The organism is Pseudoalteromonas sp. HL-AS1 (assembly GCF_031198785.1).
GTDB classification, from domain to species: domain Bacteria; phylum Pseudomonadota; class Gammaproteobacteria; order Enterobacterales; family Alteromonadaceae; genus Pseudoalteromonas; species Pseudoalteromonas distincta.
Map to the genome: position 1 here is coordinate 335,711 of NZ_CP133569.1, position 15,219 is coordinate 350,929.

At 40.2% G+C, this 15,219-nt stretch carries 10 protein-coding genes and 2 rRNA genes; 6 read left to right on the forward strand and 6 right to left on the reverse strand.

Going from position 1 to position 15,219, the window contains the following annotated elements; genetic code table 11:
* Positions 1–301: 301 nt before the first annotated feature.
* The 5 genes from RB214_RS01590 (at position 302) to RB214_RS01610 (ending at position 7,572) form a co-directional block, all read left to right on the forward strand.
* Positions 302–3,191, forward strand: a 23S ribosomal RNA gene (locus RB214_RS01590).
* A gap of 150 nt (positions 3,192–3,341) precedes the next feature.
* Positions 3,342–3,456, forward strand: a 5S ribosomal RNA gene (gene rrf / locus RB214_RS01595).
* Between the two features lie 537 nt (positions 3,457–3,993).
* Positions 3,994–4,788 carry a VOC family protein gene (locus RB214_RS01600; RefSeq protein WP_165742830.1) on the forward strand — a complete coding sequence of 265 codons (795 nt, stop codon included), beginning with the start codon at positions 3,994–3,996 and terminating at the stop codon, positions 4,786–4,788.
* A gap of 88 nt (positions 4,789–4,876) precedes the next feature.
* Positions 4,877–5,242: a hypothetical protein gene (locus RB214_RS01605; protein WP_002959878.1), complete on the forward strand. Its 366-nt coding sequence runs from the start codon at positions 4,877–4,879 to the stop codon at positions 5,240–5,242.
* Positions 5,239–7,572, forward strand: a complete 2,334-nt coding sequence (locus tag RB214_RS01610; RefSeq protein ID WP_309168081.1) for a fatty acid cis/trans isomerase — start codon at positions 5,239–5,241, stop codon at positions 7,570–7,572. Before RB214_RS01605 ends, RB214_RS01610 begins: the two co-directional genes overlap by 4 nt.
* 190 nt (positions 7,573–7,762) lie before the next feature.
* Here RB214_RS01610 and RB214_RS01615 read toward each other — a convergent pair whose 3' ends face one another.
* The 3 genes from RB214_RS01615 to RB214_RS01625 form a co-directional block, all read right to left on the reverse strand.
* The gene (locus RB214_RS01615; RefSeq protein WP_309168083.1) at positions 7,763–8,932 is read right to left on the reverse strand and encodes an IS4 family transposase; all 1,170 of its coding nucleotides are present in this window, start codon (positions 8,930–8,932) and stop codon (positions 7,763–7,765) included.
* A gap of 171 nt (positions 8,933–9,103) precedes the next feature.
* Positions 9,104–9,295, reverse strand: coding sequence for a hypothetical protein (locus tag RB214_RS01620; protein WP_309168085.1), 192 nt, complete (start codon positions 9,293–9,295; stop codon positions 9,104–9,106).
* Positions 9,296–9,458: 163 nt separating this feature from the next.
* Positions 9,459–10,376 carry an IS4 family transposase gene (locus RB214_RS01625; RefSeq protein WP_309168086.1) on the reverse strand — a complete coding sequence of 306 codons (918 nt, stop codon included), beginning with the start codon at positions 10,374–10,376 and terminating at the stop codon, positions 9,459–9,461.
* Between the two features lie 326 nt (positions 10,377–10,702).
* On the opposite strand from RB214_RS01625, the gene RB214_RS01630 reads away from it, so the two are divergent.
* Positions 10,703–12,112, forward strand: a complete 1,410-nt coding sequence (locus RB214_RS01630) for an ATP-binding cassette domain-containing protein (protein ID WP_309168088.1) — start codon at positions 10,703–10,705, stop codon at positions 12,110–12,112.
* Between the two features lie 47 nt (positions 12,113–12,159).
* Here RB214_RS01630 and RB214_RS01635 read toward each other — a convergent pair whose 3' ends face one another.
* The 3 genes from RB214_RS01635 to RB214_RS01645 are packed head-to-tail and all read right to left on the reverse strand — an operon-like array spanning position 12,160 to position 15,180.
* The gene (locus RB214_RS01635) at positions 12,160–13,038 is read right to left on the reverse strand and encodes a TraB/GumN family protein (RefSeq protein ID WP_008137723.1); all 879 of its coding nucleotides are present in this window, start codon (positions 13,036–13,038) and stop codon (positions 12,160–12,162) included.
* A 50-nt stretch (positions 13,039–13,088) separates the two neighbouring features.
* On the reverse strand, positions 13,089–14,525 hold the full coding sequence (locus RB214_RS01640) for a HAMP domain-containing sensor histidine kinase (RefSeq protein ID WP_309168090.1): 1,437 nt from the start codon (positions 14,523–14,525) through the stop codon (positions 13,089–13,091).
* A complete protein-coding gene (locus RB214_RS01645) occupies positions 14,506–15,180 on the reverse strand; it encodes a response regulator transcription factor (protein ID WP_007377292.1) in 675 nt (224 codons plus the stop codon). Before RB214_RS01645 ends, RB214_RS01640 begins: the two co-directional genes overlap by 20 nt.
* Between the last annotated feature and the right edge of the window lie 39 nt (positions 15,181–15,219).

The window sequence follows — 15,219 nt, forward strand, 5'->3', positions numbered from 1 at the left end:
TACTTCTTAAAAATAAATATTCTTTATCGGGCCATTAACCGCCTGAGAATAGAGTGTGTTTAATTTTGAGAGGTTTTTGTATCTCTTGCTCTTTAAAAATTTGGAAAAGCTGATAATAAAATTCTGATAGATACATTGTATTTATCAAGAGTTTTCAAAAGTAAAAAAAGAATGGTAGCAGTACCATTCAGTGCCATTTAATTAACTCTTTGAGTTGATTGATTGGTATCTACTTTAGTATTCAATATTAACTTCTGGCGAAGTTAAACTGTCACAAAACAAAGACCCGTTTGGGTTGTATGGTTAAGTGACTAAGCGTACACGGTGGATGCCTTGGCAGTTGGAGGCGATGAAGGACGTATTAACTTGCGATAAGCCTAGTCAAGCTAGTAAAAAGCGCTTGAGACTAGGATTTCCGAATGGGGAAACCCACCTGCTTGCAGGTATCGTTAACTGAATACATAGGTTAACGAGGCGAACGCGGAGAACTGAAACATCTAAGTACCCGTAGGAAAAGAAATCAACCGAGATTCCGAAAGTAGCGGCGAGCGAAATCGGAACAGCCCTTAAGCTTATTATGTGTTAATGGAAGGCTCTGGAAAGTGCCACGATACAGGGTGATAGTCCCGTACATGAAAAGACATTTTAAGTGAAATCGAGTAGGTCGGAGCACGTGAAACTTTGACTGAATATAGGTGGACCATCATCTAAGGCTAAATACTCCCAACTGACCGATAGTGAACCAGTACCGTGAGGGAAAGGCGAAAAGAACCCCTGTGAGGGGAGTGAAATAGAACCTGAAACCGTGTACGTACAAGCAGTAGGAGCCCACTTGTTGGGTGACTGCGTACCTTTTGTATAATGGGTCAGCGACTTATATTTTGTAGCGAGGTTAACCGAATAGGGTAGCCGTAGGGAAACCGAGTCTTAACTGGGCGACTAGTTGCAAGGTATAGACCCGAAACCCGGTGATCTAGCCATGGGCAGGTTGAAGGTTGAGTAACATCAACTGGAGGACCGAACCCACTAACGTTGAAAAGTTAGGGGATGACCTGTGGCTAGGAGTGAAAGGCTAATCAAACCGGGAGATAGCTGGTTCTCCCCGAAATCTATTTAGGTAGAGCCTCGGACGAATACTTACGGGGGTAGAGCACTGTTAAGGCTAGGGGGTCATCCCGACTTACCAACCCTTTGCAAACTCCGAATACCGTAAAGTAATATCCGGGAGACACACGGCGGGTGCTAACGTCCGTCGTGAAGAGGGAAACAACCCAGACCGCCAGCTAAGGTCCCAAAGTCATAGTTAAGTGGGAAACGATGTGGAAAGGCCCAGACAGCCAGGAGGTTGGCTTAGAAGCAGCCATCCTTTAAAGAAAGCGTAATAGCTCACTGGTCGAGTCGGTCTGCGCGGAAGATGTAACGGGGCTAAACTATGCACCGAAGCTGCGGATTCAGAATTTATTCTGAGTGGTAGGGGAGCGTTCTGTAAGCGGTTGAAGGTGTACCGGGAGGTATGCTGGACGTATCAGAAGTGCGAATGCTGACATGAGTAACGATAATGGGAGTGAAAAACTCCCACGCCGGAAGACCAAGGGTTCCTATCCCATGTTAATCAGGGTAGGGTAAGTCGACCCCTAAGGCGAGGCCGAAAGGCGTAGTCGATGGGAAACAGATTAATATTTCTGTACTCGATATAATTGCGATGGGGGGACGGAGCAGGCTAAGCAAGCATAGCGTTGGTAGTCTATGTGAAAGTGAGTAGGGCGTTTGTTTAGGTAAATCCGGACAAACATTAAACCTGAGACACGAGACGAGTCACTACGGTGATGAAGTTGCTGATGCCATACTTCCAGGAAAAGCCTCTAAGCTTCAGATTATATGGAATCGTACCCCAAACCGACACAGGTGGTCAGGTAGAGAATACTAAGGCGCTTGAGAGAACTCGGGTGAAGGAACTAGGCAAAATCGTACCGTAACTTCGGGAGAAGGTACGCTCCTATCTGTGATGAGACTTGCTCTCTAAGCGGACGGGAGCCGCAGTGACCAGGTGGCTGGGACTGTTTATTAAAAACACAGCACTGTGCAAAATCGCAAGATGACGTATACGGTGTGACACCTGCCCGGTGCCGGAAGGTTAATTGATGGGGTTATCCTTAGGGAGAAGCTCTTGATCGAAGCCCCGGTAAACGGCGGCCGTAACTATAACGGTCCTAAGGTAGCGAAATTCCTTGTCGGGTAAGTTCCGACCTGCACGAATGGTGTAACCATGGCCACGCTGTCTCCACCCGAGACTCAGTGAAATTGAAATCGCAGTGAAGATGCTGTGTACCCGCGGCTAGACGGAAAGACCCCGTGAACCTTTACTACAGCTTGGCACTGAACATTGAACCTACATGTGTAGGATAGGTGGGAGACTTTGAAGCAGCGACGCTAGTTGTTGTGGAGTCGTCCTTGAAATACCACCCTTGTAGTTTTGATGTTCTAACGTTGGCCCCTGAATCGGGGTTACGGACAGTGCCTGGTGGGTAGTTTGACTGGGGCGGTCTCCTCCTAAAGAGTAACGGAGGAGCACGAAGGTTGGCTAAGTACGGTCGGACATCGTACGGTTAGTGTAATGGTAGAAGCCAGCTTAACTGCGAGACAGACACGTCGAGCAGGTACGAAAGTAGGTCATAGTGATCCGGTGGTTCTGAATGGAAGGGCCATCGCTCAACGGATAAAAGGTACTCCGGGGATAACAGGCTGATACCGCCCAAGAGTTCATATCGACGGCGGTGTTTGGCACCTCGATGTCGGCTCATCACATCCTGGGGCTGAAGTCGGTCCCAAGGGTATGGCTGTTCGCCATTTAAAGTGGTACGCGAGCTGGGTTTAGAACGTCGTGAGACAGTTCGGTCCCTATCTGCCGTGGGCGTTTGAGAATTGAGAGGGGTTGCTCCTAGTACGAGAGGACCGGAGTGAACGAACCGCTGGTGTTCGGGTTGTCATGCCAATGGCATTGCCCGGTAGCTACGTTCGGAACTGATAAGCGCTGAAAGCATCTAAGCGCGAAGCAGGCCTCGAGATGAGTTCTCACTAGACTTTTAAAGTCTCTGAAGGGCCGTTGAAGACTACAACGTTGATAGGCAAGATGTGGAAGTGGTGTGAGCCATTAAGCTAACTTGTACTAATTACCCGTGAGGCTTAACCATACAACGCCAAACGCGTTTTATGTGATAGTGAAACAAGCGAAGAAGTTAATATAACTAAAGTAGACATTATTTAGAACGACTTAAAAAATATTATCAGATATTTTCCAAATTCAGTTAATGCGTAGAAATACGAATTAACGCCCAAATTTGCTTGGTGACAATAGCGTTTTGGACCCACCTGATTCCATGCCGAACTCAGTAGTGAAACGAAACAGCGCCGATGATAGTGTAGCATTTGCTATGTGAAAGTAGGACATTACCAGGCTTAAAATTGTAGAGAGCCCGACTAGAAATAGTCGGGCTTTTTTACGTCTGCAGAAAAGTAAAATACGCGCAATTAACACACACTCACATCAACACCCATCACGTAGGTCGGGCGAGCGTAGCGACTCCCGACACAAAGAGAGTGTAGCATTTCACTGTGGCTCCCCACCGCTGTGGGCACTACGACATCCTACTACGTAGCGCACCGACTTCAAATTGTAGAGAGCCCGACTAGAAATAGTCGGGCTTTTTTACATCGGCAGAAAAGTGATTTAGGTATTCCTCTAGAGCGAAGGACTTCTTAGTAAATAATTTATATCGATCAGCAATAATATTTAATCAATTTGAGGGATTAAATCTGACCCTAACTGCGTTAAAAACCTCAAATATGAAACACCTGAATAACGAATTTTTGCCCTTCTTTTATCGACTCCGCTTAGTTATTGCTCTAATCTCAATTTATAGTCTGTTCCATTATCTCGTTTATAAAATGTGACAGAGTTCGTTTAGGTAAAATTAGAATAATAAGGGCTTAATCATGAGTAAAGTTGAAAACCATCCGCATGGTATTTTTTGTTGGTCAGAGCTTTGTACGCACAATTGGAAAGACGGTAAGGCGTTTTATACATCATTATTTGATTGGGGGCATGACGATCAACCTATTGGAGAGAACATATACTACACCATGCTACAAAAGCAAGGTGATGATATCGCTGCAATGTACGAAATGCCTAAAGAGCAAATTAGTGCAGGTATCCCAAGTCATTGGTTGGCTTACATTGCCGTCGATAATGTTGATGATTGTGCGCTAAAAGCAAAAGAACTGGGTGCTGAAGTTATTGCCGGCCCTCATGATGTTATGAATGCAGGTCGCATGCTTATGCTAAAAGATCCAGTAGGCGCAACTGTTGCACTATGGCAGGGGAATGAGCATACAGGTTGTAAGCACTTAGGTGAATTAAATACGCCTTATTGGCATGAGTTAGCAACAAGAGATAGTAAAGTAAGTCGAGACTTTTACTGTGCTTTACTAGGCTGGGAAAGCGAAATAAAGCCTATGGAAGGGATGGACTACATTTTATTTTTAGTCGATGGACAACCAATTGCCGGTATGCTTGAAATGACAAGTGAATGGCCTGATGATACCCCTGCTCATTGGATGATTTATTTTGCAGTAGAGAGTTGCGATGTAATTGTTAGCAAAGCCGCTAGCTTAGGTGGACAAGTATGTGTTCCTGCAACAGATATCCCCGATGTTGGTCGTTTTAGTGTTATATGCGACCCTCAAGGTGCTGCATTTTCGGTGATCGAATCTGTTATGGATGACGTTTAAACACAGTTACATTAGCTTTAGCGTTAATTTGCTCGCTAGTTTGATATAATACTCGTCAATTAAATCGTCAGAAAGTGCAGAGAACGCAATGGAATTTGAACAAGATAGTAATTTAACCCTCCCTTTATTTCTATTAGATGAATCATTAAGTAATAGAGACTTAGAGCAGCCTGATTTTGAAATATCAATTGGACTTGATGATGAGTTACTTGCTCAAATTTGCCAGAACCCAAGTGAAGATAGCAGTGTCGCTATTACTGTTAGCGGTTATGAGTTGCTTATAACTAATCCTCTGTACCTAGCTATATTAGATCAAGAGCACGATGCGCAGATAACATTAACGCATGGTCCTCTTTTAAGTATTGTTTTGAATACTGAAGGTCAGAATACATTCGTTTCTCCTCAAATGGATATGATGCCCACCTTTGATTTAGGTGATGAGGACGACGAATGAGAAAAATACTAATAAGTACGATAGTACTCATTATTTTAAGTGGTTGTGCATATTTGGGAAATGCTCACTACGATGATCTTTTTGGACCTGAACAAACACAAGAGAGAATGGTGCCTCATACAACAGGTGCTGGTGCTGATTTTTTACAAAATGTAAAACCTGTACTCGATACCCGCTGCGTAGTTTGTCATGGTTGTTACGATGCACCATGCCAGCTTAAGCTCTCATCCCCTGAAGGTATTGATCGAGGTTTGAGTAAAGAGCTCGTTTACGATGGAACTCGTTTATTGGCAACGACCCCAAGCCGTTTATTATTTGATGCAACTAATACTCAGCAATGGCGAGAAAAAAACTTTACGCCAGTGCTAAATGAGCGCGTGCAAAGTGAAGAAGCTAACTTAGCGGGCAGTGTGTTATTTAATAGCCTGGTGCTAAAGCAAAGCCATGAATTGCCAGTAAATGAAGTGCTAGATGATGAGTTCGACTTTTCGTTAGCGCGTTCGCAAACCTGCGCAACAATGGGTGAGTTTGATCAATTGGCAAATGATCAACCTCATGGCGGCATGCCTTATGGTTTACCTGGTGTTTCGCGTGAAGAGTTTAATCATTTACAGAACTGGCTTAAAGGTGGTGGTAAAATGTCACATATTCAGCCACCGAGTAAATATGATCAGAATAAAATAGCGGGCTGGGAAGCATTTTTAAATCAAGATAGCTTAAAGTATCAGTTATCAGCACGGTATATTTATGAGCATTGGTTTTTAGCACATATTTATTTTACTTCAGAAAACCCACAAAGCTTTTTCAAACTAGTTCGCTCAAGTACGCCTCCTGGTGAGGAAATAAAGTTAATTAACACGCGTCGCCCATACGATGACCCTAAAGTTAGCCGTGTTTATTATCGTTTTATGCAAGAGCGTACAACCATACTTTCTAAAACACATTTACCTCTTGAGCTTAATGAAGCTAAGTTACTGCGTTTATATGAGCAGTTTATTGCACCAGATTATACGGTTACGCAAATGCCGAGTTATGAGGCTAAGGCAGCATCTAACCCTTTTAAAACTTTCGAAGTTATTCCAATTAATTCTAAGTATCAATTTATGCTTGATGAGGCAGAGTTAATTATTATGGGCTTTATAAAAGGGCCTGTTTGTCGTGGTCAGATTGCTTTAAATGTTATAAACGATCATTTTTGGGTGGCTTTTGCTGATCCTAATAAAGTAGCGACTCCGGCTGTAGGGGAAATGCTAATGCAACATGAAGAGGCATTAGAGCTTCCTGCCGCTGAGGAAAGTAATGCCTTACCCATTTCTAGCTGGGTTAAATATTCAGTTCGCGAGAAAAAGTATTTACAGGCGAAAGTAGAGTTGGCTAACAAAATGTTCAAAGGTGGTGAGCACCTTACAACAGGCTTACTTTGGAAAGGTGATGGGCATAATAAAAATGCGGCACTAACTATTTTCCGCCATTTTGATAGTGCAACTGTAGTTAAAGGTTTTATTGGTCAAGAGCCTAAAACCACCTGGATATTAGATTATGCTTTGTTTGAGCGTATTCACTATTTGCTTGTAGCAGGCTTTGATGTGTACGGAAATATAGGCCATCAATTAGTGACACGCCTATATATGGATTTTTTACGTTTAGAGGGAGAGCAAAACTTTTTAGCATTGTTACCTGAGGCTAAACGTAATCAAATCAAAAAGCAGTGGTATCGTAACTCACCACCTGACTTATCTAAGTTCTTTAAAAATAACCGAGAATTTAGTCAGCCAAGTGGTATTAACTATAAAACTGATGATCCACAGCATGAGCTATATACTTTGATGAAAGAAGCCTTAGCGCCAGTTTTAAGTGAAAGATACAACTACACTGAAGTACCAAAGCCGTTAAATGTAGTAAGTAACATGCCAGCAAAAGCGGTAAACTTGTTACCTCAGCTTTCCTTTGTACTTGTAAAGCAAAAAGATGATAGCCATAAGGGCTACACTATTATTCACCATAATGCGCACTACAATATTTCTAGTTTACTAAACGAAGATGGTCAACGTGCTTATGAAGAAGATACCGCGACTATTGTTCCTGGCTTTATCGGTGATTACCCCGCAGCTATTTGGTATTTAAATAACGAGCAGCAAGTAAATGCTTTTGCCGAGCAATTGCCTATGATGCAAATAGAAGCCGATTATGGTGCTTTGAAATCTAAGTTTGGTATTCGACGTACTCATCCACAGTTTTGGCAATACAGCGATATATTGCACGATACAGCTAAAAAGTATCGTGGGATAGAATATGGAATGTTCGATTATAATCGATTAGAGAATCGCTAATATAATTTTACTACTATGGCCCAGCTTGATGCTGGGCTTTTTTATTGGGTATTAATAATTCGCTTAATTATTTTGACTGATTCTTCGTTTTAAAAAATTAGTCTACACTTATATAAAAAACTGGTTTATACATGTTCAATATTATTAAAAGCGTGAGAACACGTTACCGATGGGCTGAGGGATCCCCACTTTATCCAGCGGCCTCTTTTTCGTAATTCAAAATAAAGTTTTTTAAACTTTTTTCTATATAGCTTTGTGTAATACGTCTCTTACATAGCTTTATGACTTGCTTGGCTAAGGTTAAAAATGAAAGAACTCGGCGATTCTTAACGCTATTTGCTTGAAATTTTATATGCCACTTTCTTTTTTCTGCTTCACACCCTATAAACCATAACGCAGTGCTCGCTATTGTGGCTATCAAGCATAATATTCCTATTCTATTTATGCCGGTGCTTTTACTAAAACGCCACGAAAAACCATATCTCAAACTTTTGTCATCGCGGAAATTTTGCTCTATTTGCATTCTTTTACTATATAAACCAACTACTCGCTTACTCGTCATTGTATTGTCTGATGTCGCGAGTAACCATGGCTCTTTAGCTAAGTTTTGATACATTTTTGTATCTTTCGTAAATCTGCTTTTTCCTTTTCTTCCTTTATTTTTTCCATGATATACGTGTAAAAATGCATCGCATGCTGTCGGGCTGGACTGAGTTAGTCGTGCTTGACCTAACGCCTTAGGTATATCGCTGGCACCAGCCCTAAGTTGTTTTAATGTATGCCATTGTGATTGCATGGCTAGTTTTGAGCCTCTTAATCGACCTATCATATGCCAACCAAGTTCGCGTACTTTACTATACCAAGGCGTAAGAAAGCCGCCGTCTGTTACAATATAGACACTAGGATGTCGTCCAAGCACTTCATAAAGTTCATCTAAAAACAGGCTGTTGGTTGCTGGGCTATCAAAATCCTTCTGCTCAACAATCATGTTATAAATCACGATAGAGCGCCCATCCACAAGTAAGCTTGCTCGCAGTAAGTGATAGTCGTGACCACAGGCACCGCTCCAGTCAACGGCAATTGCAAGCATGGGTAAAGAGTCAATAATAGGATGAGCTAATGCTTCATAGATAGCGACCCTTTCATTGTAGAGGTGAGTATTTTTTAAGAAGCGATCAACGCGTTTTATTTTATGTTTTACATCCACAGCGCCAGACAAATTTCTGCCGATTTCAGTTAAGGTAAGTTTATTGCCCGAAATTAATGCATTACTGCAGCTTAGTAATGTTTTTACTCTGGCATTATTGAATGGCGCTAATGCATGTTTAAAGTACTTATGGCAAACTGATGTCTCTGGCATAACAGTTGTGACTTATGTGGGTTGTGGTGATTTACATAAGATCATAAATTGCTGTGCCTGTCACGTTTTGGGGATTCGTCAGCCCATTGGGTTCTTTCTAGGGGCGATTAACTCTTTGTTGCCTACATGGATGTCATAGGTAGGTACTTAAGAAAAACATTAAGTACAGCCTTAAAAATTTGGCTCTACCCCATACTGAAATACTCCTGTTTTTCGATCGCGTTTGGGGTGTGCCCTAGCTGCATTTTTCCTCAGAAAGTCAAATGCTCCATTAACTGCATTTAACAATCCTTTCCTATGCTTCCTAATAATCGCTGTTAATATGGCAATCCACCAAACACCCGTTGTTTTTGCTACTGTCATTGTAGACATTTCAGTTTTAAATATCTTTTCAATACAGCCAGTTAAAAATCTTTTAAGCGTGGTTACTATTAAACTTACATAAATTAGCGCCTCTTGTAAGGTTGCGTTTGATGTTTGAAAGCCGCGTAAATTATTATAAGACTTACACTCCTTAAAAAGTAATTCAACGCTGCCAGCGTAACCTATATAATTTGCCTATTTCAGTCGCTGTAAATTCATCAATAGATAAATTAGTGACTAAAAATGTATATTGTTTTTCTTTTTTTGACCAATACCCAACGACTCTTGTTAGCTTGTTTTTTATGCTAACATTCATATCAATAAGATCATTTTTAGGTAATTCGGGAAGCAATTCACATAACTTTGGGGAATGACTTCCTGTTAATTCCTGTCCATTTTGCTTAAAAGCATTATGTACTCTGACTGCTTTTAATCCCTTCGCTCTTAATACGTAAAATCCTCCTGCTTTATCTAATTCATGAATATAACTACCTGAATAATATCCTCTATCAGCAAGTAACAACTGTCCTTTCAACTCTTTAAATGTTGGAAGTTCTTCACGTTCAGAGTAACTGTCTGGTGTTATACCTGCTTTTTCAAAGCAACCTTGCGTTAAATTTAAAGTAGCATGCAATTCAATGGCTGCTGGACACGTATTTGAAAATCGCCCAGGAAAAACATCTTTTAAAGAACGATGAAGCATAATAGAACTACCGTCCTGAATTAAAATATTCTCAAACTTGAACAAATCTTTTTTAGTGTACTTAAGCGCATCATTTATCCAACAATTAAAAACTCTATTTGTTACCTCTCGCATTAGTTCAGCTAGTTCAGGTTTAACTAACTGGTTATGAAAAGGCTTATACTTAATAGACTGCCCTGTTAGCTGGTTATAAACTCTTAATATTTCGGATAAATAGATCGTTTTTTTATCCCCAAGCGCAGCAACAAGACTAACAACCATATGAAATGCGGTAATATTTCTTTCTCTTTTAGTAAATGCTACTTGTTTACCAAGTCGGTTCAGTTTTTTTTCACTTAGGATACTTTTTAACTTATTAATAAAAATGTTAGCATTCATTTGAAGCTCTTTTCTTGATTCTGTGGTTTGTGTGGTAACAACCATTTGATCATGAATTGAGCTTCAACTCAATTTCTTAAGATCTTACCTATGACATGGATGTAGGTAAGGGGCGTGAGCAGGACGCGGAAGCTTTACTCGGTTTTGACTTAGCCCACTAGGTTACCAACCTCGCGCCGCGATTTAATCTTCCTTGGATTGAACAAATTTCAATCCACAAAGATCAATACGCCCTAGTGAAATAAATTAATTTTGCGGATAACAAGCTTGCTAAGCACTTTTAATATACGTTAACTTGCTGTTTTAAGGTTTATTAGGAAAAGTTAGTGCAGTCAATTACGCTTGAGCAATTTAATGGTTACTTACAAGGGCAAGGTAAAAGCCGTTACGATATATGCAACCTAGATTGGCAAGTTAATCTAGGAGAACATTGGCTGCTTCTAGGTGCTAATGGAGCCGGTAAATCTGCTCTGACAGCTGCGTTAATCGGTGAAGCTAAGTGCGAAAGTGGTCAGCGTATAAGTAGTATTAATAAGCTTATGCTCGTGTCTTCAGATTCGCATAAACAGTTACTAGCCCAAGAATTAGCGCATGAAAAGCACAGCCTCGTTAAAGATCTTATTTTTACAGAGCATAGTAATAATGATGAGTTATTAGCGCAGCTAATAAAATTATTTAAATTTAGCTCATTACTAAATAGGCATTTTAGAGACCTTTCAACGGGTGAAACTCGTAAACTCTTACTTATAAAAGCACTCAGCTCCCATAGTGAGTTAGCCGTGCTTGACGAGCCTTTTGATGGGCTCGACGTACAATCTTGCCAGCAGCTTAATAAAATACTTATAGAGCTTAGCCACACGATTACTTTTGTTTTTGTGCTAAACCGCCTAGACGAAATCCCTTCATTCATTACTCACTATGGTTATGTAAACCAAGGCTGCTTGTTACATACTTTGGCAAAGCCAGACAGTGAGCAATTAAGTGACTTACTAAAATTACTTCATTTAGAACATACCTCATTGGATGTGCCATCTCCTGATACCGAGCAAGAGCAAAAGGCATTCACCGGTAATACCTTAGTTAAATTGAGTAATGCTAAAGTTAGTTACAGTGATGTAAGCATATTCAAAAATCTCAATTGGACTATAAAAAAGCATCAGCATTGGCAGCTTAGTGGAGCGAACGGTTCAGGCAAAACATGCTTATTAAATTTAATAACAGGTGATAACCCACAGTGTTATAACAATGACATTGAAGTGTTCGGTTTTAAACGTGGCACAGGGGAGAGTATTTGGGATATAAAACAGCATATTGGTTTTATATCTAACGCGCTACATATGGATTACCGCGTAAGTATATCGGCTTTAAATACTGTTATTTCAGGATTATACGACAGCATAGGTTTATATCAAAAACCGAGCGACGCACAAATTAATATTGCTAAGCAGTGGCTGGCATTTATTGGTTTAAGTGATAAACAAAATACCTCATTCACCCAGCTATCGTACGGCGATCAGCGTATGTTGTTAATTGTGCGAGCTATGGTAAAACATCCAACGTTACTTATTTTAGATGAACCTTGCTTGGGCTTAGATGAAGCAAACAGGCAACGTGTACTGCTACTAATAGAGAAAATTTGTGCTGCCAATACAAGTACTGTGATTTATGTAAATCATCATGCGGCAGACAAAATTAAAGGAATAGAGAATTACTTAAAAATGGAAGACTTTCATTAAAAGCTCAGAGAAAGGTTGAGTGGGAATTCACTCAACCCATTTTTATTTTAAAGACGAGTAACGCTAAAGCCTTTATCTCGAAGTTGTTTAAGTAACCCGTGTTTTTCAGGTAAATGCAAAGCGCCTACAGCAATAAATAGCTGCTCGTTTGCTAAACGCGGTGTGAGTTGTTTAACCCAATTATTATTACGGTTAGTTAGCATTACTTGCTCGCTAATTTCACCGTAATTACTGTCATCAAAACTCATGTTGTAGTAATCGGTTAGTGTGTCCATGTCACCGCTTTTCCACGCATTAACTAACTTGATAAAGTAAGTATTAATATCGGCTAGTTGCTCAAAGGTTTCTTCAATCATTTCATTGCTTAGTAGCGCCATACCATCAAACATTTGTAGTTGTTGCTCTAGGGTTTCAAGCTCGCCAATTTTAATATTATGCTCTTTAGCATAACTAAGCACTTGCTTGTCTATACCGGTTTTATCTGAATATCCTGCATTTTGAAATTCAATTTGCATCATAGTCACCATAACAGCCCAAGGCTTTAAGCCATTAAACATAGCAATATCAATCGACTTTTTAGCAAAGTAATCTTTTAGCTTGGTATAATTTTGCTTTGAAAGCTCAGTTTGCAGTGTTTTACCGTCACTTAGCATCATAAATGGCATTGAGCGCTGTTGCATTTCAAGTGGTGTAAGTTTGCTTATATCAACTTCAACAATCACTTCTTTGCTTGCGCTAATCGCATCGGTTACATTTTTAGGTAAGCCTTTCATGCTGGCATCACCAACGTGTACGGTGCCAAATAAGTAAGAGCTGACGCCATTTTTTTCTATTTTATATAAGGCCGGAGCTGCATAGCTGTTAAGGCTAAATGTTATAAGTAACGCCACAATAAAAAAGTGGCTAACACGGGTAAGAGCATTCATGGTTTGTCCTTAAAATCTCGAAGGTTAGTAGTGTAAATACTAACCTAAATTTACTTCAGAGGTAACGTTAATATAAACGTTAGCGTATTGTTTTCGGTATTACTGGCCGTAATAGTAAAGCCATTTAAGTTACATAAGCTCTGCACAATAGATAATCCTAAACCATGGCGCTGGTTATTAGTTCTAGATGAATCTAGCTGATAGAGCGGGTCAAAAATAGCAATTAGCTGTTGACCACTTAGTGGTTTATTTACTTTGTTACTAACAGAGATGGTCATGTTTGTGCTGTTATTTACGGCAGTTAATTTAATTGGCGCCTCAGGGAGTCCATAAAATAGTGCGTTATCGATTAAGTTACACAAAATGGTATTTAAACTAAATTCGTCAGCATTAAGTGTAATCTCGTCACTTATTTCGTTATTTAAACGCGTTTTAATAGTTGGGTGTTTAAAGGTCAGCTCATCAATAATTTGATTTACTAAGTTATTTAGAATGATATTTTGCGCATTCAATTGCATTGTACTGCTACTTGAGCGCTGCAACAGTAATAGGTTGCTAACAATTGTTTTCATACGCTGTGAAATATTAAGTACATCACTGGTATAGGTGTCGCTAATACGTTTATCATCAGGGTAGCGAATAGCCACTTCTGAAAGGCTTATGAGTTCAGCTATTGGGGTTTTTAGCTCATGTGCAATATCGCTTGTTAGGCGTTTTTCATTACTATAGAGTTGCTGATTAACGGTAATAAACTTATTTAGCTCGTTACGTATAGGTTCTATTTCTTCTACTTTAAAGTCGCTTTCTATTGTTTGCGCAACACCGGTAATATCGAGTAACTTAATTTGATCGTTTAAATTGTGTAGCGGGTGTAGGCCTTTATTTACAATACGTGTCACTAAATAGCGCACCCCAAACACACCAAGCACACAGGTTAAAATAAAGACGACATCAATAATAATCAGTACTTTATTAAGTTCGGCTGTCGGCGCTGCGATTGCAAGCGTCATGGTATTAAAAACAGCAGAATGAGTGGGATTTCTATCATCTTTTTGGGCTACAAAGTGACTGATAAGTGCGCGGCCATCACGCCCGTTAGGAAGCTCGTAATCTATAATTTTAGATTCGTTTATCGGCATTTCTAAAAAAGGCAGGTTAGCATTTTCATAAAGCGCTAATGAGTCCGAGCGTTCAAACACATCACGGCCATGCCATAACTGGTAAAACTCCGTGGCATCGGCTGCTTCATACTCCGACATAAACTCACCAGCAAAATCAAATTCAACCACGTTGTTGTCATCTTCAACTAAGGTTTTTAAGTAGTTAGCTTTATTAGTTAAAGACTGATTGAACTGATCTTCCACCCAAGTATCAACACTTAAATCAACGGTTAAAAATATGGTGAATAAAATAACTGAGATCACAGCGCTAATATTATTAACGAGTTTACGTTTTATTGAGTGATTTTTATTTTGTTGTTGCGACATAACCAAATCCACGTTTATTTTTTATTGGGAGCTCGCCATCAAACTGTCTTACTTTTTTACGTATGGTTGAGATGTGTGCTTCAAGCGCATTCTTAGAGAGCATATCAAACTGACCTACCACCGCTTCACTTATAAGCTCAAGCCCCAATACTCGCTCTGGGGCGTTAAATAAGCATTCTATTATTTTATATTCATTGCGCGTGAGCTCAATGGCATGTTGCTTGTAGTGAAGAGTTTTAAGTGACAGATCTAATACGCAATCACCTACGGTAAGGGTATTTTGTTGATTTTGCAGTGAACCACGACGAAGTAATGCAAGGACACGAGCATGGAGTTCTTCAAACGAAAATGGCTTAGTTAAATAATCGTCAGCGCCTTTCATAAGGCCGTTAATTTTATCTTGAGGCTCACTTCGTGCCGATAAAATTAGCACACGGCTTTGGCTATTACTGCTGCGCAGTGCTTGTAAAATACTCATGCCATCAACGCTCGGTAGCATTAAATCAAGTACGAGGAGGTCGTAGTTTCCACTTAGTGCCATACTCAGCCCTTCTGAGCCATCACCAGTTTCATCTACGGTAAAACCAAGGTTGCTAAGGCCAACTTGCAAGCTGCGTCTTAGTGCTTCAGAGTCTTCAATAACGAGGATTTTCATGTTTACTCGGTTTATAAAAATAGCCTTGTTACTTTAACA

Coding starts and splice junctions, on each gene's coding strand:
- RB214_RS01615 (WP_309168083.1), bottom strand. CDS start 8,932: ATGCCAGAGACATCAGTTTGCCATAAGTACTTTAAACATGCATTAGCG.
- RB214_RS01645 (WP_007377292.1), bottom strand. CDS start 15,180: ATGAAAATCCTCGTTATTGAAGACTCTGAAGCACTAAGACGCAGCTTG.
- RB214_RS01610 (WP_309168081.1), top strand. CDS start 5,239: ATGAGAAAAATACTAATAAGTACGATAGTACTCATTATTTTAAGTGGT.
- RB214_RS01620 (WP_309168085.1), bottom strand. CDS start 9,295: ATGACAGTAGCAAAAACAACGGGTGTTTGGTGGATTGCCATATTAACA.
- RB214_RS01625 (WP_309168086.1), bottom strand. CDS start 10,376: ATGAATGCTAACATTTTTATTAATAAGTTAAAAAGTATCCTAAGTGAA.
- RB214_RS01600 (WP_165742830.1), top strand. CDS start 3,994: ATGAGTAAAGTTGAAAACCATCCGCATGGTATTTTTTGTTGGTCAGAG.
- RB214_RS01605 (WP_002959878.1), top strand. CDS start 4,877: ATGGAATTTGAACAAGATAGTAATTTAACCCTCCCTTTATTTCTATTA.
- RB214_RS01640 (WP_309168090.1), bottom strand. CDS start 14,525: ATGTCGCAACAACAAAATAAAAATCACTCAATAAAACGTAAACTCGTT.
- RB214_RS01635 (WP_008137723.1), bottom strand. CDS start 13,038: ATGAATGCTCTTACCCGTGTTAGCCACTTTTTTATTGTGGCGTTACTT.